A 20375-nucleotide genomic window follows, 5' to 3' on the forward strand; every position below is an offset into this window, starting at 1 on the left:
CTGAAAAAGAGAACGTGGAACGGGGCGGGCCTGGGTCGGCACCCGCAGCTCGCTGTGCGCGAGGCCTGGCGCCGTGGCCGGGCAGACGCCTCCCATTGTCCGGGCTTCGGCGGCCGGGCACCACCTCATATCCTGCCAGACCACTCTCCGCTCGTGCCATTGCGGCACCCCGGCGCTGCCGCTACGCACCAGCCCCTTCGTCCATCTCCTGGCGCAGCAGCGCCACCATCTGCACCGCCGCCAGCGACAGGCGCCGCCCCCGCAGCGTGACCAGGCCGATGGGCCGGCGCAGCGACGGCTGCTTGAGCGGCCGGGTCACCACCTCGGGCCGGCGCACGACCTGCGCGGCCAGCTCGGGCAGCGCGCTCACGCCCAGCTGCGCGGCCACCATGGCCGCGATGGTGGCCAGGTGCTCCACCTCGTAGCGCGGTGCGAAGCGGATGCGGTGCGTGAGCAGTGCCTCGTCGGCGTACTGGCGCACGCTGGTGCCCGCCGGCATGGAGATGTGCGGCAGCTCCGCCACGTCGGCCCAGCCCAGAGCGCTGCGGCCCCGCGCCAGCGGGTGGGCACGGCCCAGCAGCAGCACGAAGCGGTCGGACGACAGCGGGGTGTAGTCGAGGTCGGCATACGCCGGGTTGGCGGCGGTGAGCGCGAAGTCCACGCGCCCTGCGCGCACCATGTCGAACGCCGGGCCCGCCAGGCTGTCGAACAGCTCCAGGTGCACGCCCGGGTGCCCCGCCGCAAACCGCGCAAACGCGCGCGGCACCACGCCCGCCGCCAGCGACGGCAGCGCCGCCAGCGCCAGCCGCCCCACCTGCACCTGTGCCACGGCCTGCACGCGGCGCACCGTCTCATCCATCTGGTGGCGCAGAAAGCGGGCCTGCTCTGCAAACACCTCGCCCGCCTGCGTGAGCTGCACCGTGCGCGTGGTGCGGTCGAACAGGCGCGCGCCCAGCATCTCTTCGAGCCGCGCGAGCGTACCCGACACCGCCGACTGCGACAGGTGCATCTGCAGCGCGGTGCGCCGGAAGCTCAGCGTGTCGGCCAGCGCCAGGAACACATCGACCTCGCGGGCCGACCAATTGATCTTCATGGCCGATCAGTCTATCAAAAAATACGTCTGGACCGCGCAATGCGGCCTGCCTAGACTGCACCGCAAGACAACACAAGGAGACACCAGCATGGACATCAGTTCGCCGCGCAATGCACGCACGGTGGTCGTCGGCGGGGGCACCATGGGCGCCGACGTGGCCGTGGTCCTGGCCCGTGGCGGCGCCCGGGTCACGGTGGTGGACCCGCACACCGCACGGCGCGATCTGCTGCTGCCACACATTGCCGCAGAACTCGACGCCGCCGGCCTGGCTGCCAGCGCGGGCCCCGTGGAGGTGTGCGGCAGCCTGCAGGACGTGGCCTGGGACGGCGTGGTGCTGGTGGTCGAATGCATCACCGAACAGCTGGCCGCCAAGCAGCAGCTGTTTGCCGAGCTGGAAGCCATCGCCCCGGCCAGTGCGGTGCTGGCCAGCAACAGCTCGGGCTTTCCGATCAGCGCCATTGCGCACGGCCTGCCCACCGCGCAGCGCATGCTGGGCCTGCACTTCTTCATGCCGGCACACCTGGTGCCGCTGGTGGAAGTGGTGCTGGGCGAGCGCAGCGACCCCACGCTGGGCCAGTGGCTGCACGGCTTCATGCGCCGCTGCGGCAGCGTGCCGGTGCTGGTGAAAAAGGACAAGCCGGGCTTTCTGGCCAACCGCATGCAGCATGCGCTGTCACGCGAGGCCTTTGCACTCATCGACGAAGGCATCGCATCGCCCGAAGACGTGGACGCCGCCGTGCGCTTTGGCTTCGGCTTTCGCTTTCTGGCGGCCGGCCCGGTGCTGCAGCGCGACCACGCGGGCATCGAGGTGCACTGCGCGGCCGCAGCCACCATGTACCCCACGCTTTCCAACACCGACGTGCCCGCCCAGGCGCTGCGCGACCGCGTGGCCAAAGGCGATCTGGGCATGAAGACCGGCAAGGGCTTCTTCGACTGGCCCGAGGACCGCAAGCGTGCCGAGCGCGCCCGCTACGACGCGCTGCTGCGCCAAGGGCTGGCCCTGCTGGCCAGCGAGCTACCCACCATCGAGCCCGCCACTGCGCAGGCTACCCCTGGAGCCGCGCCATGAGCACCCACCCCATGCCCACCGCTGCCAGTGCGCCCAGCCAATGGCCCGATCCGCTGATCGTCACCGTGGCGCCCAACGGCGCGTACAAGCTGCCGGCCGACCACCCCGCTGTGCCCACCACGCCGGCCACGCTGGCCACCACCGCCAAGGCCTGCCTGGAGGCCGGCGCGGCCATGATCCACATGCACATCCGCGACGCGCAGGGCCGCCACAGCCTGGATGTGGAGGGCTACCGCGAAGCCCAGCGCGTGGTGCAGCACGCCGTGGGCGATGCGATGGTGGTGCAGGTCACGAGCGAAGCCGCAGGCGTCTACCGCGCCCCAGCGCAGATCGCCATGGTCGAGGCGCTGCAGCCCGAAGCCGTGTCCATCGGCCTGCGCGAGATCGACCAGCCCGAGATCGGCGAGGCCGGCCTGCAGAGCTTCTTCACGGGCCTGGTGCAGCGCCGCTGCATGGTGCAGGTCATCCTGTACGACCTGGCCGACCTGCGCCGCTGGCAGGCGCTGCGCGCCAGCGGCGTGGTGCCCGATGCGCCGTGGTTTCTGCTGTTCGTGCTGGGCCGCTACAGCGCAGGCCAGACATCGAGCCCGCGCGACCTGCTGCCCTTCCTGGCCGCCCACGACGGGCCCGAACCCTGGGCCGTGTGCGCGTTCGGCGCCGCCGAAAACACTTGCATCGCCGCCGCCGCGGCCTTCGGCGGGCATGCCCGCGTGGGGTTCGAGAACAACCTGCTGCGCAAGGACGGCAGCACCGCACCGGACAACGCGGCCCTGGTGCGCCAGGCGGTCGAGGCCGCGGCCGCGCTGGGGCGGCCGCTGGCCACGGCGCAGGACATCCGCCAGCGGTTCGGCGCGGGCTGAGCCTCGGCCCGGCTCTGGCCATTCTCATCACGCCATCAAACCCATCAGCCCGCGCCAGACGGGCCTTCATCCATCCGCAGGAGACACCATGCAACAACACCCCACCGCCCACGCCCCCGTACCCCAGGCCCGCCGGGCCACGCGACGCACGGCCATCCGCCTGGCGCTTGCGATGCCCGCCACCTGGGCCCTGGCCCTGGGCACGGCAGGCCACGCCGTGGCCCAGACGGCCCCGGCCGCCTTCCCCACCAAGACCATCCGCTTCGTGGTGCCCTACCCGCCCGGAGGCCCCACCGACCTGATGGCGCGCATGCTGCAGCCCGAGCTGCAAAGCCGGCTGGGCGTGACCGTGGTGGTGGACAACAAGGGCGGCGCGGGCGGCAACTCCGGCAGTGCCGAGGTGGCCAAGCAGGCGCCCGCCGACGGCCACACCCTGCTGCTGGCCGCCAGCGGCCCGATGGCGGTGAACCCGTCGCTGTACGCCAGCATGCCCTTCAACCCGCTGGTCGACCTGGTGCCCGTGGTGCAGCTGTCAGCCTTTCCGCTGGTGCTGGAAGTGCACCCCTCGCTGGGCGTGAAGACCCTGCCGGAGCTGATCGCCCTGGCCAAGGCGGGCAAGCCGGTGCTGAGCTTTGCATCGGCCGGCAACGGCACGCCGCAGCACCTGGCGGGCGAGCTGTTCAACACCATGGCCCACGTGAAGATGGGCCACATTCCCTACCGCGGCGCGGGCCCCGCGCTGAACGACCTGCTGGGCGGGCAGGTGAACGTGATGTTCGACATCGTGGGCAGCTCGCTGCCGCACCTCCAGTCGGGCAAGCTCATCCCGCTGGCGGTCACGTCGGCCGAGCGCGCCAAGGTGCTGCCCAACGTTCCCACCATGGCCGAAGCGGGCGTGCCGGGCTACCAGATCACCGGCTGGCACGGCATCGCCGTGCGCGCGGGCACGCCGCAGGCCACCGTGGACAAGCTCAACGCCACGGTGAATGCGATCTTCAAGGAACCCGCCTTCCGCGCCAAGTGGGAGGCCATCGGCACGCCGGTGGTGGCGGGCACGGCCGCAGACTTCGGCGCGCTGATCAAGGCCGACGCGCAGCGCCTGGGCAAGCTGGTGCGCGATGCGGGCGTGACGATGGACTGAGGCCGCCTGGCGATATCTAGGCGGGAACGCGGGGGCGTAGGCGCAGAAGCAGCCAGCCCGCCGCCATGCCCACGGCGCTGAACAGCAGCCACACAGCGCCCAAGAAAATCTTCAGGGTATTGGAGCTGCTGATCTCAGCCTGCGAAGGGCTATTGGCGGGATAGCGCACGGTAACGGTGTCACCCACATCGTGCACCGCCTGCAGCTGCCGCACCAGCGAGTCCGTGAACCGCACGGTGCGGCCATCGTTCGCCACAAACTCGACGACGCTTTTCTTGCCATGGGCTTGCCGGCTTGAGGACCCTGTCACCACGCTTTCGTGCGCCACCACGCGGCCCTTGGCGCTGCGTGTGTCGCCTACCAGATGCAAGCTCGTGGCCAGCAGCCAGCTGGCGGCTACCGCAGTCAGCGCGCCGGGCACCAGCAGCAGCCAGCCGAGAAGGCCGAAGAAGCGGCGAAAGGATGTAGAGCTCATGCCTGCGATGGTAGGGGTTGTTGCTGCCAGCGGCGCGCCGGGTCAGTAGCCCCGCCCGGGGTCCACGGTGCCTGCCACCGCCTCGCCGCGCTCCATCGCCGCCATCTTGCGCGTGATCTGCGCAATGCTCTCTTCCCGCAGGGTGCGGGCCGAGGTGTGGGGCGTGGCGGTGATCCGCGGGTGGGTCCAGAACGGGTGCCCGACCGGCAAAGGCTCGGTGCGGAAAACGTCCAGCGTGGCGCCCGCGATGTGGCCGTTTTCGATCATCGCCAGCAGGTCCTCTTCGACCAGGTGCGCGCCCCGCGCCACGTTGACCACATAGCCCCCGGGCTGCAGGCGCGACAGCGTGTCGCGGTTGATGATGTCCTGCGTGTCGGGCGTGAGCGGCAGCAGGTTGACCAGCACGCGGCTGGCGGCCAGAAAGTCGTGAAAGCCCTCTGCACCGCTGAAGCCGCGCACGCCGTCCACCGCCTTGGGGGTGCGGCTCCAGCCGTTGACCGGAAAGTCGAAATGCGCCAGCGCCCGGGCCACGCGCTCGCCCAACACACCGAGGCCCATCACGCCCACCGGAAACTCCGAGCGCACCCGCGGCCGGCGAAAGCCCCAGCGGCCCGCGCGCATGTCGCCCTCGTACGCGTCCAGCTCGCGGAAGTGGCGCACCACCGCGTGGCACACGTATTCAGCCATCTGCACCGCCATGCCGCCGTCGTCGATGCGCACAATCTGGCAGCCCGGCGGCATGCGCAGCTTGAGCAGCGCGTCCACCCCTGCGCCGATGTTGAACAGCGCCCGCAAGGCAGGCTGCTCGTCCAGAAACTGCTGGGGCGGCGCCCAGACCACGGCGTAGTCGGCCTGCGCTGCCCCCGGCTGCCACACGCTGATGTGGGCATGGGGCAAGGCAGCGGCAAGCCCTTGCAGCCAGGGCTCGATCTTGGTGTCGGTACAGCAAAGAGTGATGTTCATGCGGTCGAGGGTAACTGCATTGGCACTGGCTGGGTGTCACCTACGGCCTGCACGGCCTGCAGCAGGGCGCACCCGCTGCGCCCGACCATCCGTTCGCCCTGAGCTTGTCGAAGGGCTGTGACACCTGCGCCCACGTGCCCTGGCTTCGACAAGCTCAGCGTGAACGGGTTTTATCGGGGGAAGGCCAAGGGATGTGACGCCGGCGGCTTAGGCCGCTACCGTCACCGCCAGCTTGAGCAGCTCCGCCCCTTCCGTCACCTGGTCGCCAGGCGCATACAGCAGCTCCTGCACCACGCCGTCGGCGGGCGCGGCAATCGTGTGCTCCATCTTCATGGCTTCCATCACCGCCAGCGGCTGGCCCTTGGTGACGGCGTCGCCCGCCTTCACCGCGAACGACACGACCTTGCCGGGCATGGGGGCCGTGAGGCGGCCACCTTCGGCCGCTGCCTCGCCCGCATGCGCCAGCAGGTCGATGGCGGTGATCTGCGTGGCACCCACGGGCATGAACACATGGTCCACCTCGCCCTGCGCATACACCGCAGCGCGGGTGCGCTGGCCGGCGAACTGCAGCTCGATGCCGCCGGCTTGCTCCGCGAACTTCAGCGGCCCTGCCACAGCGGCATCGCCCTCGCCCACTGCCAGGTGCAGCGTGCCGTCGCGCTCGTAGGTGAGCCAGGCCTTGGCATGCTCGCCGCCAAACTCGAACTCGAAACGGCGGCGCGTGAGCGCATGGGAATGGAAGCCGTCGCGGCGGCTGAAGGGGTCTGCGCCTTCGCTAGCGCGCTCATGCAGCACCGTCTGCGCCACGGCAGCCGCGGCGGCCAGGGGCAGGCCCACCGACTCCTGGTGGAACAGCACGGCCTGCTCGCGCGGGATCAGCGCGGTGTCGAGCTTTGCACTGGCAAACGCATTGGTGCGCGCCACGCGGCGCAGGAACTGCACGTTGGTTGCCAGGCCCACGATGTGCGTCTGCGCCAGGGCCTCGTCCAGCCGCGCCAGCGCCTGCTCGCGCGTGTCGCCGTGCACGATGAGCTTGGCCACCATGGAGTCGTAGAACGGGCTGATCGCATCGCCCTGGCGCACGCCGGAGTCCACGCGCACGGCACCTCTTTCGAAAGTCACGCAGTCGGGCAACGCATACACGTTGAGCGCACCCGTGGCGGGCAGGAAGTTGTTGTCGGGGTTCTCCGCGCAGATGCGGGCCTCGATGGCGTGGCCTGTGATGCGCAGGTCTTGCTGCTTCACCGGCAGCGGCTCGCCCGAGGCCACGCGCAGTTGCCACTCCACCAGGTCCAGGCCGGTGATGGCTTCGGTCACCGGGTGCTCCACCTGCAGGCGGGTGTTCATTTCCATGAAGTAGAACTTCATCTGGTCGGGCCGCTCGTAGCCACCCGGCTGCTCCACGATGAACTCCACCGTGCCCGCGCCCACGTAGTTCACCGCCTTGGCGGCGGCCACGGCGGCCTCGCCCATCTGCTGGCGCAGCGCGGGCGTCATGCCGGGGGCCGGGGCTTCTTCCAGCACCTTCTGGTGGCGGCGCTGCACGGAGCAGTCGCGCTCGAAGAGATACACCACGTCGCCGTGCGTGTCGCCAAACACCTGGATCTCGATGTGGCGGGGGCGCTGCACGTACTTTTCGACCAGCACTGCATCGTCGCCAAAGCTGTTGATCGCTTCGCGCTGGCAGGACGCCAGGGCGGCGGCGAAGTCCTCGTTCTTGTCCACCGCGCGCATCCCCTTGCCGCCACCGCCCGCGCTGGCCTTGATGAGCACGGGGTAGCCGATGCGGTCGGCCTCGCGCTGCAGCAGGGCCGGGTCCTGGTCGCTGCCGTGGTAGCCGGGCACCAGGGGTACGCCCGCTTTTTCCATGAGCTGTTTGGATTGGGCCTTGAGCCCCATGTCCTTGATGGCCGAGGGGGGTGGGCCGATGAAGACCAAGCCTGCTGCCGCGCAGGCGTGGGCGAAGTCTTCGTTCTCGGACAGGAAGCCGTAGCCCGGGTGGATGGCCTGCGCGCCCGTGGCCTGGGCGGCTTCGATGATGCGCTCCCAGCGCAGGTAGCTGTCCTTGGGCGCACTGCCGCCGATGTGCACGGCTTCGTCGCACACGGCCACGTGTTTGGCCTGGGCGTCGGCATCGGAGTACACGGCAACGGTCTTCACGCCCAGACGTTTAGCGGTCGCCGCTACACGGCAGGCGATCTCTCCGCGATTGGCGATCAAGATTTTTTTGAACATTTAGGCCACCTTGGCAGAACCAGAAAAGAAAGAGGAAAGGCGCCGCACCACGGCGCGCAGAAACTTGAACAGCACCACCAGCAGCAGCACCGACACGGCCACCATCAGCACCAGTGCGATGCCGAAGGCCACCGGGTGCTGCGTGGCCAGCCACACCACGGCCACCACCAGGCCGTCTTCGAAGAAGGACAGCAGCCAGTTGGAGAACGGCTCGGGCGAGGTGTTGGCCGCTGCGCGCGTGGTCATCTTGGTGGCCATCGACGTGGCGGCCAGCGACCCGCCCAGCAAGCCCGCCACCACGCCCATGGTCGCGTTATCGGCACCGAACACGCCCGCGGCCAGCAGGGCACCGCCGGGCACGCGGATGACGGTGTGCACGGCGTCCCAGGCGCTGTCGATCCACGGGACCTTGTCGGCAAAGAATTCGACCAGCATCAGGCCGCCCGCCACCAGCAGCACCAGCGGGTTCTGCAGCACGTGCAGACCGGGGGGCAAGGGCATCCAGCCCATGGCCCCCATGCCGCCGACGATGAAGACGACTGCGTACAGACGGAATCCGCTGGCCCAGCCCAGCGCGGCGGCGAGCGCCAGCAGGCTGGGCATATCGAGCCGCGCGGTGGCCGTGGCCGCCGCATCGCCCACGGCGCGCGCCGTGCCGCCATCCCCGTGGAGCCCCAGCGTGTGGAGCCACTGCACGATGTTGAGCCAAAGTTGGTCCATGGTGCGTGCCTTCAGCCCATCAACCCAGAAGCCAGGAAGGCTTGCGCTTGTTCAGGAAGGATTGCACGCCCTCCTTGCCTTCGTCGCTGGCGCGGATGTCGGCGATGCCCTGCACGGTGGCAGCGATCAGATCCGCGTTGATCTCGCGCTCGGCCACGTCCAGCACCAGCTTCTTGCAGGCGCGCACGGCGTTCGGGCTGGCGCTGGTCAAGGCCTTGAGCAGCTCGTCGACCTTGGCGTCGAGCTGGTCTGCAGCCACCACCTCGTGAACGAAGCCGACGCGGAGCGCCTCGACGGCATCAAAGCGCTCGGCCGTCAGGAAGTAGCGGTGCGCGGCGCGGGGCCCCATGGCGCGGATCACGTAGGGGCTGATGGTGGCGGGGATGAGGCCCAGCTTCACTTCGCTCAGGCAAAAGCCCGCCGTGTCTACCGCCACGGCCATGTCGCACGCGGCCACCAGGCCCATGCCACCGGCGTACACATCGCCCTGCACGCGGGCAATCGTCGGCTTCTCGCATGCGTAGATCACGCGCAGCATCTCGGCCAGCTTGCCGGCGTCTGCCACGTTCTCGTCCCGCGTGTAGTCGGCCATGCGGCGCATCCAGTTCAGGTTGGCGCCTGCGCAGAATGCGGGGCCCTCTGCGGCGAGCACCACCGCGCACACATTGGCGCGCGCGCCCACTTCGGTGAAGGCCGCCGTCAGCTCGGCGATGACCTCATCGCTGAAAGCGTTGCGGATCTCGGGCTGCGTGAGCGTGATGCGCGCCACGGCGCCGGTGTGGGTGATGGACAGGTTCTGGCTCATGGCGTGGGCGGGTTTTGCAGGAAGTAGACAAGGTCCAGCTCAGGGCTGGACTGGCCCAGGGCGGTCAATGCGGCGGTGATCTGACCCCGGTGGTGCGTGCCGTGGTTGAACACATGCGCCAGCGTGGCGGCAAACGGCAACGATGCCGCCGTGCCCCGCATGGTGGTGTAGTCGAGCGTGCCGTCCCAGCGGTCTGCAGACAATGACGCGATCAGCGGTGCCCAGCGGGCAGCCCCCGCGCGCAAGCGGGCATCGAGCTGCGCGCGGTCACTCTCCAGCTCGGCGTCCAGCGCCACCTTGGGCGAGGTGCCTTCGGCAAACCGCACAAACCACAGATGATGCTCGCCCACCAGCAGGTGGTTGAGCGTGCCGTGAATGCTTTTAAAGAACAGGCCCACATCGCGCCGGTAGGCCTCTTCAGGCAGCGCCCGCACGGCATCGAGCAGGCGCGCAGTGGCCCACACGTTGTAGCGTGCGAGCTGTGTGAAGTGGGCGACGGCGTCCATGGCGGCTCCCGGCCCGGTCACATGCGGAACAGGCCGAATTTCGTGTCTTCGATGGGCGCATTGCGCGTGGCCGCCAGGCCCAGCGCCAGCACGCGGCGGGTGTCGGCCGGGTCGATCACGCCGTCGTCCCACAGGCGCGCGGTGGCGTAGTAGGGGTGGCCCTGGTCTTCGTACTGGCGGCGGATGGGGGCCTTGAAGGCTTCTTCCTCCTCCATGCTCCACTGCCCACCCTTGGCCTCGATGCCGTCGCGCTTGACGGTGGCCAGCACGCCCGCAGCCTGGTCGCCGCCCATGACGCTGATGCGCGCGTTGGGCCACATCCACAGGAAGCGGGGCGAGTACGCGCGGCCGCACATGCCGTAGTTGCCGGCGCCAAAGCTGCCGCCGATGATGATGGTGAACTTCGGAACACTCGCCGTGGCGACGGCCGTGACCATCTTGGCGCCGTTGCGCGCGATGCCCTCGTTCTCGTACTTGCGGCCGACCATGAAGCCGGTGATGTTCTGCAGGAACACCAGCGGGATCTTGCGCTGGCAGCACAGCTCGATGAAGTGCGCGCCCTTGAGCGCCGACTCGCTGAACAAAATGCCGTTGTTGGCGATGATGCCGACCATCATTCCTTCGATGCGCGCAAAGCCCGTGACCAGCGTGGTGCCGTAGCGGGCCTTGAACTCGTCGAACTCGCTGCCATCGACGATGCGGGCGATGATCTCGCGCACGTCGAAAGGCTTGCGCGTGTCCACCGGGATCACGCCGTACAGCTCTTCTGCTACAAATTTAGGAGCTATTGGCGCTTGATCAGCAAGCGCCGGAGTCTTGTTTTTATTCAAATTGCGCACTGCATTGCGTGCCAGCTGCAGCGCATGCAGGTCGTTTTGCGCCAGGTGGTCGGCCACGCCCGACAGGCGCGTGTGCACGTCGCCACCGCCCAGGTCCTCGGCCGTGACGACCTCGCCCGTGGCGGCCTTGACCAGCGGTGGGCCACCCAAAAAGATAGTGCCCTGGTTCTTGACGATGATCGATTCATCGCTCATTGCGGGCACGTAGGCGCCGCCCGCCGTGCAGCTGCCCATGACCACGGCGATCTGCGAGATGCCCATCGCGCTCATGTTGGCCTGGTTGAAGAAGATGCGGCCGAAATGGTCGCGGTCCGGAAAGACCTCGTCCTGGTTGGGCAGGTTGGCGCCGCCGGAGTCCACCAGGTAGATGCAGGTCAGGTGGTTCTGCTGCGCCACTTCCTGCGCGCGCAGGTGCTTCTTGACGGTGAGCGGGTAGTAGGTGCCGCCCTTCACCGTGGCGTCGTTGCACACGATCATGCAGTCCACGCCGCTCACGCGGCCGATGCCGGCGATAAGGCCGGAGCTGGGCGCATCGTTGTTGTACATGTTGAGCGCGGCCAGCGGCGCCAGCTCCAGAAACGGCGTGCCCGGGTCCAGCAGCATCTGCACGCGCTCGCGCGGCAGCAGCTTGCCGCGCGCGGTGTGCTTGGCGCGGGCGGCCTCGCCGCCGCCCTGGGCGACCTTGTCGAGCTGGGCGCGCAGGTCGTCCACCAGCGTGCGCATGGCGGCGGCATTGGCCAGGAAGTCCGCCGAGCGGGCGTTGAGTTGGGTGTCGAGAATGGTCATACGTTGTGGCTCTTTCAAGCGGTTTTCTGTTCTTCCAGGCCCAGCTGGTCCTTCATCTCGTCGCGGATCTTGAACTTCTGGATCTTGCCCGTCACCGTCATTGGAAAGCTGGTGACAAAGCGGATGTAGCGCGGCACCTTGTAGTGCGCAATCTGGCCCTTGCAGAAGGCGCGGATGTCGTCCTCGGTGGGCCGCGTGCCGGGCTTGGCAATGATCCAGGCACAGAGTTCTTCGCCGTACTTCTGGTCGGGCACGCCCACCACCTGCACGTCCTGCACCTGCGGGTGGCGGTACAAAAACTCTTCGATCTCGCGCGGGTAGATGTTCTCGCCGCCGCGGATCACCATGTCCTTGATGCGGCCGACGATGTTCACGTAGCCTTCGTCGTCCATGGTGGCCAGGTCGCCGGTGTGCATCCAGCCTTCGGTGTCGATGGCCTCGTGGGTCTTGGCTTCGTCGCCCCAGTAGCCGTGCATCACCGAATAGCCCCGGGTGCAGAACTCGCCGCGCTGGCCGATGGGCACCACGGCGCCAGTGTCGGGGTCCACGATCTTGACCTCCAGGTGCGGCTGAACCTGGCCCACGGTGGAGACGCGTTTGGCCAGCGGCGTATCGGTGCTGCTCTGGCAACTGACCGGGCTGGTCTCGGTCATGCCGTAGGCGATGGTGATTTCGCGCAGATTCATCTGCTCCACCACGCGCTTCATGACCTCGGTGGGGCATGGCGAGCCGGCCATGATGCCGGTGCGCAGGGTGGACAGGTCGAACTCGGCGAACCGCGGGTGGTCCAGTTCGGCGATGAACATGGTGGGCACGCCGTGCAGGCCGGTGCAGCGCTCGTCCTGCACCGTCTGCAGCACGGTGAGCGGGTCGAACCCATCGTTGGGGTAGACGATGGTGGCCCCATGCGTGAAGCACGCCAGGTTGCCCAGCACCATGCCGAAGCAGTGGTACAGCGGCACGGGGATGCACAGGCGGTCTTCGGGCGTGAGCTTCATGCATTCGCCGATGAAGAAGCCGTTGTTCAGGATGTTGCGGTGCGTGAGCGTGGCGCCCTTCGGGAAGCCCGTGGTGCCGCTGGTGAACTGGATGTTGATGGGGTCGGTGGCCTTGAGGGTGGCGGCGATCTGCGCCAGGCGCGCATCCTGTGCATCGCCGCGCGCCAGCAGGTCGGAAAACCGCAGCAGGCCGGGCTCGTCGGCGCCCTGCCCCGCCCCGTCGTCGATCCACACCACGGTGTTCAGGTGCGGCAGCTTCACAGCGCCCAGCTGGTCGGGTTGCTGGTGCTGCCACTCGGGCGCCAGCTCGCGCAGCATGCCCAGGTAGTCGCTGGTCTTGAAGCGCGCCATGCTCACCAGCAGCCGGCAGCCCACCTTGTTGAGCGCGTATTCGACCTCGGACGTGCGGTAGGCCGGGTTGATGTTGACCAGCACCAGGCCCACCTGCGCGGTGGCCAGTTGCATCAGCACCCATTCGGCGTTGTTGTGCGACCAGATGCCCACCCGGTCGCCGGGCACCAGGCCCTGGCCCAGCAGCGCGCTGGCCAGGCGCTGCGCTTCGGCCTGCAGCTGCGCATAGGTGTAGCGGCGGCCCTGGTGCACGCTGACCAGCGCCTCGCGGTCGGGCTGGCGGGCCACCATGTCGGCAAAAAAGGCGCCGAGGGTCTGTTCGATCAGGGGAACGTCGGTGGCGCCACGGGCGTAGCTGTCCACCAGCGGTGCGGAGTTCGTTGCGGCTGCACTCGTCACGGGTGTTGTCTCCTCGGCTTTGTCATGCGGCCCTGCTCCACTGGGATATGCGGGCGGCGATCCGTAAGCATAGAAGCCTGCGCCCCCTGGGGGTGGACACAATGGTTGCAAATCGTGCCACGGCTGGCACACTCTGCGGCGTGAAACCACCCACCCCCACCGCCGACCGCCCCCCTTCGGCCACGTCCGCCCCCGCCGCCACGCCCATCGCCTTTGTACGCGCCATTGTTCTGGCGTACGAGCGGCGCGGCATGCGCCCCGAGCGCGCCCTGGCGCAGGCACAGATTGCGCCGCAGCTGCTGCAGGACGACCACGCCCGCATCACCGCCTGGCAGATGGAGCAGATCTCCGACGCCGCCATGCAGGAGCTGGACGACGAGGCCCTGGGCTGGTTCAGCCGCCGCCTGCCCTGGGGCAGCTACGGCATGTTGGCACGCGCGTCCATCAGCTCGCCCAACCTGCAGGTGGCGCTGGCCCGCTGGTGCCGCCACCACGGGCTTCTGGCCGACGATATTGCCCTGCGCCTGGCCACCCGGGGCGACACCACCACACTGGCCATCGAAGAGGCGCGCGACCTGGGCGCCTTGCGCGAGTTCTGCCTGGTGTCGGTGCTGCGCAATGCGCTGGGGCTGGCGTGCTGGCTGGTGGATTCGCGCATCCCCCTCATCGCCGCCGAGTTCGCATTCGATGCGCCGCCCCATGCGGAGGCGTATGCCGTGCTGTTTCGCGGGCCGGTCACCTTTGGCGCCCCGCGCACGGCCATTCACTTTGATGCCCGCTACCTCAGCCTGCCCCTGCGGCGCGACGAGCAGGCACTGCGCCAGATGCTGCAGCACGCCCTGCCGCTCACGGTGCTGCAGTACCGGCGCGACCGGCTGCTGGTGCAGCGCGTGCGCCAGCTGCTGGGCGCTCCGGTGGCAGGGCAACTGGCGCACGCCCTGCCCCAGCACAGCGCCGAGTCGCTGGCCAGCCTGCTGCATGTGTCGCCCCGCACGCTGCACCGGCAGCTCAAGGAAGAAGGCGCCACGCTGCAGGGCCTCAAGGACGAGGTGCGCCAGAGCCGCGCGGTGGAATTGCTGCACCGCACCGACCGTCCCATCAAGCAGGTGGCCGAGGCCGCAGGCTTTGTGAACGAAAAAAGCTTCATCCGCGCCTTTCGGGGCTGGACAGGCCATTCACCTGCGGAGTTCCGGCGCCACGCCCGCCAAGCCTGAGGGTGTGATAGCGGATGGCTTGGTGGCGCGATCTGCACCCTGCATGGCCGCCAGAGGAGGGCCGCCCCCAGCCACCCGCCACTACACTGGCCCACGCTCCCACCACCGCCCCGCCCTTTCGCCCCCTTCCCGCCATGATCCATCTGTACCACTGCGTGAGCGCGCGCTCCTTCCGGCCCCTGTGGATGCTGGAAGAGCTGCAACTGCCCTACACCCTGCACATGCTGCCGTTCCCGCCCCGGGCCCATGCGCGCTGGTTCCTGGAAGAGAACCCGCTGGGCACCGTGCCGCTGCTGGTGCAGGGCAAGGCGCCACACCAGGTGCGCATGACCGAATCCGCCGCCATCTGCCAGTACCTGGCCGCCGCACACCCCGATGCGGGGCTGGACGTGCGCCCACCCGACCCGGCCTTTGGCGCCTACCTGAACTGGCTGCATTTGGGCGAAGCCACACTCACCTTTCCGCAGACGCTGGTGCTGCGTTATGGCCGGTTCGAGCCTGCCGAACGCCGGCAGCCCCAGGTGGTGGAAGATTACAGCCGCTGGTTCCTGGCCCGGCTGCGCGCCGTGGAAACCGCCCTGACCCACAACCACAGCGACTATCTGTGCGCGGGCCGCTTCACGGCGGCAGATGTATCGGTGGGCTATGCCCTGCTGCTGGCCGAGCATCTGGACCTGGCCCCTCAGTTTGGCCCCGCCACGCAGGCCTATTGGCAGCGCCTGCAACAACGCCCCGGCTACCAAAGGGCCATGGCGGCGCAGATGGAGGCAGCCCAAGACCAGGACGTGCCCACCACCCCGGCACCCGACACAAGACCGTGATGCGGTGGAGCCCGGCAGACAGCCGGGCCCGCGCGGCTACTCGGTCTTTGTCGGCACGGGCACAGGCGCAGGTGAAGGCGGGGCCTGCCGGGCCAGCGATTGCACCAGCGCGCGGAACTCGGGCGAATGGCGCAGCACGCTGCCGCCCGCCTCGATGAGGTCGGTCACTTCATCGGGCGCAATCGAGAACGCCGTGGGCACCTGCAGCAGGCGACGGCGCGCCACGTCGTCAGGGGCGTCGCGCAGGTTGACGGGAATGACGTGGATCTCGGCACCCGGCGCAAAGGCGTCGTTGCTGCCCGTCGAGCCTGCGGCCAGCGACTGGCGCCACTGCTGCGTGATGTCGCGCAAGAACTCCTGCGTCTCGCGCGTGGCGCGCCCGCCCGTGCCAAAAAGCAGGGAGTCCACCACCTGCACCATGTTGGGCACCTCGTCACTCATGTCGATGTTGACCGACGGATCGCGCTCGGCATTCACGGTGACCAGCACCAGCTTGCGGATGGTGCCCGGCGGAATGCCCACCTCGCTGAAGGTCTCGCGCAGCCCGCCGCCGGCGAGGGCTCGGTCAAGCAGCCGCTGCACACCCAGGTTGTCGGCCAGGCCCCCGTCCACCAGGTGGATGTAGGGCCTGCGCTGCGCGTCCAGGTAGCTCAGTTCGTGCGCGCGGTACAGCCGGGCACGGTAGTCGCCGCCTGCGGCCAGAGTGCCCGCGCGGGACACCGTCTTGTGCTCCGCGCACTGGTCGGAGTAGTTCTTGAGCGTCATCGGGCTCAGCAGCAACGGCACGGCCGATGATGACGCCACGGCAAACGACAGCGGCACCTTGCGCAGGTCTGAGCAGATCAGCGCGAACTGCTCCCAGGTGAACTCGAAGCCCGAGCCCAGTGACATGTCCGTGGCCGTGATGAACAGCTGCGGGTGGCGCGGGCGCCGTGCCACATCGCCAAACGTGAGCCCGCCATAAAGCTCATCCAGCCGCCGCGCCAGCAGGTGGGTGCGGCCGAGCCAGGGCGATGTGAGGTCCACCAGGTTGCCCGGGCGCAGCGCCTGCGTGATCAGGCTGTTCTGGAAGTTCTGGCGCAGAAACTCGTGCTCGAAACGCGGCAGCCCATCGATGCCGTGCGCCGCCAGGTACGCGGCCACGATGCTGCCGCCCGAGACGCCGCTGATCACATCGGTGGCATCGAGCAGCGTGGTGGGGCGCCCGTTCCAGTCAAAGCGCGTGGCCTGCATCTCGGTCAGCACGCCAAAGCCGAAGGCCGCCGCCCGCGCACCGCCGCCAGAGAGTGTCACGGCAACAAGGATGGAGGGATCGCGCTCGGACTTGCGCTCGGGGATGCCCTGGTCCTCGGGCTTCAAGGGCTCGTTGATCCAGGGCCGCACCGACGAGCAGCCCCCCAGCAAGACCAGGGCGGCCACCACGGCGCACCGCCACATCCTCTGCTTCATGCGAAATACCGGCATCGCGCTCCTCCCAGGGTTGCAGGCTTTTCTTTCAGGCTCGCCTTGCCAGCGTCAGCAGCCCAGCAGTGCGGGCAGCTCGGCCATGCTGCGAAACACCTGCGATGCGCCTGCGGCACGCAGGGCCTCGCCATCGTCCAGCGGCGCATAGGCAAACACCGTGGCCCCGGCGGCCACGCCTGCACGGACGCCGATGGTCGAATCCTCCACCACGGCGCAGCGCGCCGGATCGGCCTGCAGAGCGGCAGCGGCGGCCAGGTACACGTCGGGCGCCGGTTTGGTCTGGGGCACCTCGTGGCCGCTGAAGATGCGGCCTTCAAAGAAGCGCATGAGCCCCACCTTGGCCAGTTGCATCTCCACCTTGAAGCGATCGGCTCCCGAGGCGCAGGCAATGCGCCCGCCATGGTGGGCATGTACACGTTCGATGGCGGGGTGGATGTGCGCGATGGCCACCAGGCGCCGATCCAGTTCGGCATTGCGCCGCGCATAGAAGCTGGCCATCCACTCGTCGGTGAGTGGCCGACCGGTCTCGGCCTCAATGCGGACGGTGGCGCTGCGCACCGTCCGGCCGATGAAATAGTCCATGCATTCTTCGTGCGTGATGGCCCAGCCCGCCTCGTTGAGCATGTCGCGCAGCACACCGTTGGTGATGGGCTCGCTGTCTACCAGCACGCCATCGCAGTCAAACAAGATTGCTTCAAATTTCATAGCTATTAGCGCTTATGGGTAAAGCGCTGGAGTTCATTTTTATTCAAAATTTCAGCTGTGGATGTCACCATCCACATAGAACCAGCGCCCGCCTTCGCGCACAAAGCGGCTGGTCTCATGCAGGCGCACGGCACGCCCGCCCACGCGGTAGCGCGCGACAAACTCCACCTCGGCCCGGTCTTCGCCCGTGGTGCGGTGGCTGCGCACCTCCAGGCCCAGCCACTTCGTGCCGGTGTCGAAATCGAGGGCCGCTGGTCGGGTGCTGGTGTGCCAGGTGGCCTGCAGGTAGTCGCCACGTTCGAGGACAAAGGCGGTGTAGCGTGACCGCATGAGGCTCTCGGCATCGGGCGCGGCAGCGTCGTCCCAGTGGTCGAGGTAGCGGCCGCAGCAGTCCCCATAGGACAACGCCGCAGCCTTGGCGCTTTTGCCGGGCTTGGCCTGGTTACGACCGCAAGGGCAGGGTTCGGAGTTCGTCAGAGACACGGAGGGCATGCGTTTCACACGGGCGCAAATCAGCGCAGCGTTCCAAACACCTTGCGGGCGATGGCACTGCCCGCACCAGCGGGGTTCTGGCGGATACGGCGCTCTTCCTCGCCGATCATGAAGTACAGGCCATCGAGCGTCTTTCCGGTGACGTACTGCGCGAGGTTGGCCTCCTCGGGCTTGAGCAGTCCAAACCCTGCGGCCTTGCCGGCGAAGGTGTTGTACTTCTGGGTCAAGCCCACCTTTTCGGTGGCCTGATTCACCACAGGCAGGAAGCGCTCGGAGAGCGGGGTGCGTGTCTTTTCGGCAAAAAAGGCCGTGACCGAGGTGCTGCCACCGGTCAGGATGTTCTTGGCATCGGTCACTGTCATGTTCTGCACGGCGCCCACCAGCAGATCCTTCCCCATGGGCACGGCGGCCTCTGCCGCGCGGTTGATGGAGGTGACGAGCTCATCGATGCGCCGGCCCTGCCCTAGCGACTTCATGACCTTGGCCGCGTCTTCCAGGTAGCCCGGCAGGCCAATGCGCACCTGAGGGTTGCCCAGAAAACCATCGGGCCGCCCCAGCAGCGCGACCGCCGCCTGGGCGCCCTGGCCGAGCGCGGCCTTGAGGCCACCGGAGGCATCGGCGTTGGAGAGATCCCCGAGCGACAGGGCCCAGGCCTGCTGACCGGTGGCGCACAGCAGGGCAGCCAGGACGCTGGCTTGGTGAAATTGGCGACGTTGCATCGAGCGTTTTCTTTCGGTGGAGAGGGGGGGCGCTGCCTGGCGGGTACGCAGGCAGGCAACAAGCACAGGGGATTTTCGCTCAGCACCGTAGACTGGTGTTCGACACAACCCTCCAACAAGGAGCCCTGCAATGTGGGAAATGAATGTGCCGTGGTGGGAATTCGTGCTGCGCGGCGTGGTGGTCTACGTGTTTCTGCTGGTGTTCCTGCGCCTGACGGGCAAGCGCCAGACCGGCCAGTACGCGCCGTTTGACCTGGTGCTGCTGCTGATCCTGTCCAACGCGGTGCAGAACTCGATGAACGCGGGTGACAACTCGCTGGTGGGCGGGCTCATCTCAGCGGTCACGCTCATCGGCTGCCATGTGGTGCTGGCACAGCTGACGTTCCGGTTTGCGTGGATGGAGCGGTTGATAGACGGCACCCCGCAGGTGCTGGTGCAGCAGGGCCAGGTGAACGCCGAACTCATGCGCAAGGAGCTGCTCTCGACCGACGACCTGGAAGCCGCGCTGCGCGCCAGCGGCTGCCTGGACCTGCACGAGGTGGAGCGAGCCACCATCGAAACCAACGGCCAGATCACCGTGGTGCTGCGGCGCCGGGGTGGCTGAGGCACCCCGGCGCCCAGCCCAAACTAGTTCTGCGTGTAGCAGATCTTGTTGGGAATGATGGTGTTGGCGTAGTTTTCCACGCTGGCCGCTGTAGGAAACACCGTGGGTGTCTGGTCGCCCAGCATGCACAGGCGCGTTCCCTTGCGGGCCCAGACGATGCGCGAGTTCAGGCCCGAAGGCTGGCTCCACAGACCCCAGAACGCGGTCAAGGTGGCGGTGCTCGCGTTGCGGTCGAACAGCAGATTGCCCACGTCGGACAGCGGCCCCGCCGCGGTGCCAGTGCCCGTGCAGTTGGCATCGGCGTAGGTGGCCACGCCGATCTGCCCCGTCACCCGGTTGTCGGCCTGCCGCGTGATGCGCCACAGCGCGCGGCCCCACTGGCCAGGGCGCACCGGCACACACAGCTCCTGCTTCCAGTCGCCTTCGGGCAAGGCCACCACGGCACCACAGCTCACCTCGACCGAGCCCACGTTAGCCGATGCCACCGTGCCCGCGCCATTGCGCACCGAGCAGCTCTGCCCCGCGGGCTGCGTGCGCACGGTGACTGCATATGCCGCGCCCCCCGCCACCGCCGTACCAAAGGTAAAACCGCCGTTGCTGGCGAGCGAAAGATCGTCGCCAGCGTTGTTCTGCAGCACCAGGGTGCCACTTGCCAGGCCAGAGACCGAACCACCCACCGTGAAGGTGGCTGCCGCCAGGTTCTCGCAACGCACCTGCACAGTGCTCACGTTGGCGGTAGCGGTGCCGGTGCCCTGCGTCACGGTGCAGCGCTGACCATTGGGCTGCGTCTTGACCGTGACGGCATAGGCCACGCCACTGTCCGTGCGGGTGACGAACACGAAATTGCCGTTGGCACTCAGGGTCAGGTCGTCGATGCCAAGGTTCTGCAGGGTCAACGTCTTGCCCGTGCCCAGGCCACTTACGACGCCCCCCACCGAGAAAACCCCTGCCGAAGGCGGTGGCGACGTGCCGTTGTCGTCATCTCCGCCCCCGCAGCCCGCCAGCAGCACGGCGGCCAATCCCAGAGAAGTCCAGCGGAAAGTGGGCCGTGCGTGGTGCCAGCTGCCCGGGGCGCTTGTTATGGTCATGTACAGAAACCTCCAGATGATGAATGGA

At 68.2% G+C, this 20375-nt stretch carries 20 protein-coding genes; 6 read left to right on the forward strand and 14 right to left on the reverse strand.

Annotated elements, in window-relative coordinates; genetic code table 11:
• Positions 1-181: 181 nt before the first annotated feature.
• Positions 182-1093 (reverse strand): LysR family transcriptional regulator, encoded by a 912-nt coding sequence (locus IB243_RS24070; RefSeq protein ID WP_192429712.1) that lies wholly within the window; start codon positions 1091-1093, stop codon positions 182-184.
• Between the two features lie 88 nt (positions 1094-1181).
• Between IB243_RS24070 and IB243_RS24075 the strand changes: the two genes are divergently transcribed.
• The 3 genes from IB243_RS24075 (at position 1182) to IB243_RS24085 (ending at position 4163) form a co-directional block, all read left to right on the forward strand.
• Positions 1182-2162, forward strand: coding sequence for a 3-hydroxyacyl-CoA dehydrogenase family protein (locus tag IB243_RS24075; RefSeq protein ID WP_192429713.1), 981 nt, complete (start codon positions 1182-1184; stop codon positions 2160-2162).
• Positions 2159-3022, forward strand: a complete 864-nt coding sequence (locus IB243_RS24080; RefSeq protein ID WP_192429714.1) for a 3-keto-5-aminohexanoate cleavage protein — start codon at positions 2159-2161, stop codon at positions 3020-3022. Before IB243_RS24075 ends, IB243_RS24080 begins: the two co-directional genes overlap by 4 nt.
• An 88-nt stretch (positions 3023-3110) precedes the next feature.
• Positions 3111-4163, forward strand: a complete 1053-nt coding sequence (locus tag IB243_RS24085; RefSeq protein ID WP_192429715.1) for a tripartite tricarboxylate transporter substrate binding protein — start codon at positions 3111-3113, stop codon at positions 4161-4163.
• A gap of 16 nt (positions 4164-4179) precedes the next feature.
• Here the strand turns inward: IB243_RS24085 and IB243_RS24090 are convergent, their stop codons facing one another.
• From IB243_RS24090 to IB243_RS24125, 8 genes are all read right to left on the reverse strand, one after another.
• Positions 4180-4638 (reverse strand): DUF3592 domain-containing protein, encoded by a 459-nt coding sequence (locus tag IB243_RS24090; protein ID WP_192429716.1) that lies wholly within the window; start codon positions 4636-4638, stop codon positions 4180-4182.
• 42 nt (positions 4639-4680) lie between these two features.
• Entirely contained in the window at positions 4681-5601 is a 921-nt protein-coding gene (locus IB243_RS24095; protein ID WP_192429717.1) for a glyoxylate/hydroxypyruvate reductase A, read from the reverse strand.
• A gap of 207 nt (positions 5602-5808) precedes the next feature.
• Entirely contained in the window at positions 5809-7836 is a 2028-nt protein-coding gene (locus IB243_RS24100) for an acetyl/propionyl/methylcrotonyl-CoA carboxylase subunit alpha (RefSeq protein WP_192429718.1), read from the reverse strand.
• Entirely contained in the window at positions 7837-8556 is a 720-nt protein-coding gene (locus IB243_RS24105; protein WP_192429719.1) for a DUF4126 domain-containing protein, read from the reverse strand.
• 19 nt (positions 8557-8575) lie between these two features.
• A complete protein-coding gene (locus IB243_RS24110) occupies positions 8576-9361 on the reverse strand; it encodes an enoyl-CoA hydratase/isomerase family protein (RefSeq protein ID WP_192429720.1) in 786 nt (261 codons plus the stop codon).
• Positions 9358-9867, reverse strand: coding sequence for a DinB family protein (locus IB243_RS24115; protein ID WP_192429721.1), 510 nt, complete (start codon positions 9865-9867; stop codon positions 9358-9360). Before IB243_RS24115 ends, IB243_RS24110 begins: the two co-directional genes overlap by 4 nt.
• 17 nt (positions 9868-9884) lie before the next feature.
• Positions 9885-11492: a carboxyl transferase domain-containing protein gene (locus IB243_RS24120; RefSeq protein WP_192429722.1), complete on the reverse strand. Its 1608-nt coding sequence runs from the start codon at positions 11490-11492 to the stop codon at positions 9885-9887.
• A gap of 14 nt (positions 11493-11506) precedes the next feature.
• Positions 11507-13240, reverse strand: coding sequence for an AMP-binding protein (locus IB243_RS24125; RefSeq protein ID WP_192429723.1), 1734 nt, complete (start codon positions 13238-13240; stop codon positions 11507-11509).
• A 101-nt stretch (positions 13241-13341) separates the two neighbouring features.
• Between IB243_RS24125 and IB243_RS24130 the strand changes: the two genes are divergently transcribed.
• Together IB243_RS24130 and IB243_RS24135 are read left to right on the forward strand one after the other, a co-directional pair.
• Positions 13342-14454 carry an AraC family transcriptional regulator gene (locus tag IB243_RS24130; RefSeq protein WP_225585299.1) on the forward strand — a complete coding sequence of 371 codons (1113 nt, stop codon included), beginning with the start codon at positions 13342-13344 and terminating at the stop codon, positions 14452-14454.
• A 134-nt stretch (positions 14455-14588) separates the two neighbouring features.
• The gene (locus tag IB243_RS24135; protein WP_057225912.1) at positions 14589-15275 is read left to right on the forward strand and encodes a glutathione S-transferase family protein; all 687 of its coding nucleotides are present in this window, start codon (positions 14589-14591) and stop codon (positions 15273-15275) included.
• Between the two features lie 36 nt (positions 15276-15311).
• Here IB243_RS24135 and IB243_RS24140 read toward each other — a convergent pair whose 3' ends face one another.
• The 4 genes from IB243_RS24140 to IB243_RS24155 form a co-directional block, all read right to left on the reverse strand.
• Positions 15312-16724 (reverse strand): patatin-like phospholipase family protein, encoded by a 1413-nt coding sequence (locus tag IB243_RS24140; protein WP_225585300.1) that lies wholly within the window; start codon positions 16722-16724, stop codon positions 15312-15314.
• A 66-nt stretch (positions 16725-16790) separates the two neighbouring features.
• On the reverse strand, positions 16791-17444 hold the full coding sequence (locus IB243_RS24145; RefSeq protein WP_057270426.1) for an HAD family phosphatase: 654 nt from the start codon (positions 17442-17444) through the stop codon (positions 16791-16793).
• A gap of 51 nt (positions 17445-17495) precedes the next feature.
• Entirely contained in the window at positions 17496-17936 is a 441-nt protein-coding gene (locus tag IB243_RS24150) for a YchJ family protein (protein ID WP_192429725.1), read from the reverse strand.
• 20 nt (positions 17937-17956) lie between these two features.
• Positions 17957-18655: a DUF4197 domain-containing protein gene (locus tag IB243_RS24155; protein ID WP_192429726.1), complete on the reverse strand. Its 699-nt coding sequence runs from the start codon at positions 18653-18655 to the stop codon at positions 17957-17959.
• Positions 18656-18785: 130 nt separating this feature from the next.
• On the opposite strand from IB243_RS24155, the gene IB243_RS24160 reads away from it, so the two are divergent.
• Complete coding sequence (locus IB243_RS24160) at positions 18786-19259, forward strand: DUF421 domain-containing protein (RefSeq protein ID WP_010466759.1); 474 nt, start codon at positions 18786-18788, stop codon at positions 19257-19259.
• A gap of 23 nt (positions 19260-19282) precedes the next feature.
• Here the strand turns inward: IB243_RS24160 and IB243_RS24165 are convergent, their stop codons facing one another.
• Positions 19283-20347: a hypothetical protein gene (locus IB243_RS24165; RefSeq protein ID WP_192429727.1), complete on the reverse strand. Its 1065-nt coding sequence runs from the start codon at positions 20345-20347 to the stop codon at positions 19283-19285.
• Positions 20348-20375 lie beyond the last annotated feature (28 nt).

Source organism: Acidovorax sp. ACV01 (genome assembly GCF_014851495.1).
GTDB classification, from domain to species: Bacteria; Pseudomonadota; Gammaproteobacteria; order Burkholderiales; family Burkholderiaceae_C; genus Acidovorax; species Acidovorax radicis.

Coding starts and splice junctions, on each gene's coding strand:
- IB243_RS24070 (WP_192429712.1), bottom strand. CDS start 1,093: ATGAAGATCAATTGGTCGGCCCGCGAGGTCGATGTGTTCCTGGCGCTG.
- IB243_RS24075 (WP_192429713.1), top strand. CDS start 1,182: ATGGACATCAGTTCGCCGCGCAATGCACGCACGGTGGTCGTCGGCGGG.
- IB243_RS24080 (WP_192429714.1), top strand. CDS start 2,159: ATGAGCACCCACCCCATGCCCACCGCTGCCAGTGCGCCCAGCCAATGG.
- IB243_RS24085 (WP_192429715.1), top strand. CDS start 3,111: ATGCAACAACACCCCACCGCCCACGCCCCCGTACCCCAGGCCCGCCGG.
- IB243_RS24090 (WP_192429716.1), bottom strand. CDS start 4,638: ATGAGCTCTACATCCTTTCGCCGCTTCTTCGGCCTTCTCGGCTGGCTG.
- IB243_RS24095 (WP_192429717.1), bottom strand. CDS start 5,601: ATGAACATCACTCTTTGCTGTACCGACACCAAGATCGAGCCCTGGCTG.
- IB243_RS24100 (WP_192429718.1), bottom strand. CDS start 7,836: ATGTTCAAAAAAATCTTGATCGCCAATCGCGGAGAGATCGCCTGCCGT.
- IB243_RS24105 (WP_192429719.1), bottom strand. CDS start 8,556: ATGGACCAACTTTGGCTCAACATCGTGCAGTGGCTCCACACGCTGGGG.
- IB243_RS24110 (WP_192429720.1), bottom strand. CDS start 9,361: ATGAGCCAGAACCTGTCCATCACCCACACCGGCGCCGTGGCGCGCATC.
- IB243_RS24115 (WP_192429721.1), bottom strand. CDS start 9,867: ATGGACGCCGTCGCCCACTTCACACAGCTCGCACGCTACAACGTGTGG.
- IB243_RS24120 (WP_192429722.1), bottom strand. CDS start 11,492: ATGACCATTCTCGACACCCAACTCAACGCCCGCTCGGCGGACTTCCTG.
- IB243_RS24130 (WP_225585299.1), top strand. CDS start 13,342: ATGGTTGCAAATCGTGCCACGGCTGGCACACTCTGCGGCGTGAAACCA.
- IB243_RS24135 (WP_057225912.1), top strand. CDS start 14,589: ATGATCCATCTGTACCACTGCGTGAGCGCGCGCTCCTTCCGGCCCCTG.
- IB243_RS24140 (WP_225585300.1), bottom strand. CDS start 16,724: ATGAAGCAGAGGATGTGGCGGTGCGCCGTGGTGGCCGCCCTGGTCTTG.
- IB243_RS24145 (WP_057270426.1), bottom strand. CDS start 17,444: ATGAAATTTGAAGCAATCTTGTTTGACTGCGATGGCGTGCTGGTAGAC.
- IB243_RS24150 (WP_192429725.1), bottom strand. CDS start 17,936: ATGCCCTCCGTGTCTCTGACGAACTCCGAACCCTGCCCTTGCGGTCGT.
- IB243_RS24155 (WP_192429726.1), bottom strand. CDS start 18,655: ATGCAACGTCGCCAATTTCACCAAGCCAGCGTCCTGGCTGCCCTGCTG.
- IB243_RS24160 (WP_010466759.1), top strand. CDS start 18,786: ATGTGGGAAATGAATGTGCCGTGGTGGGAATTCGTGCTGCGCGGCGTG.
- IB243_RS24165 (WP_192429727.1), bottom strand. CDS start 20,347: ATGACCATAACAAGCGCCCCGGGCAGCTGGCACCACGCACGGCCCACT.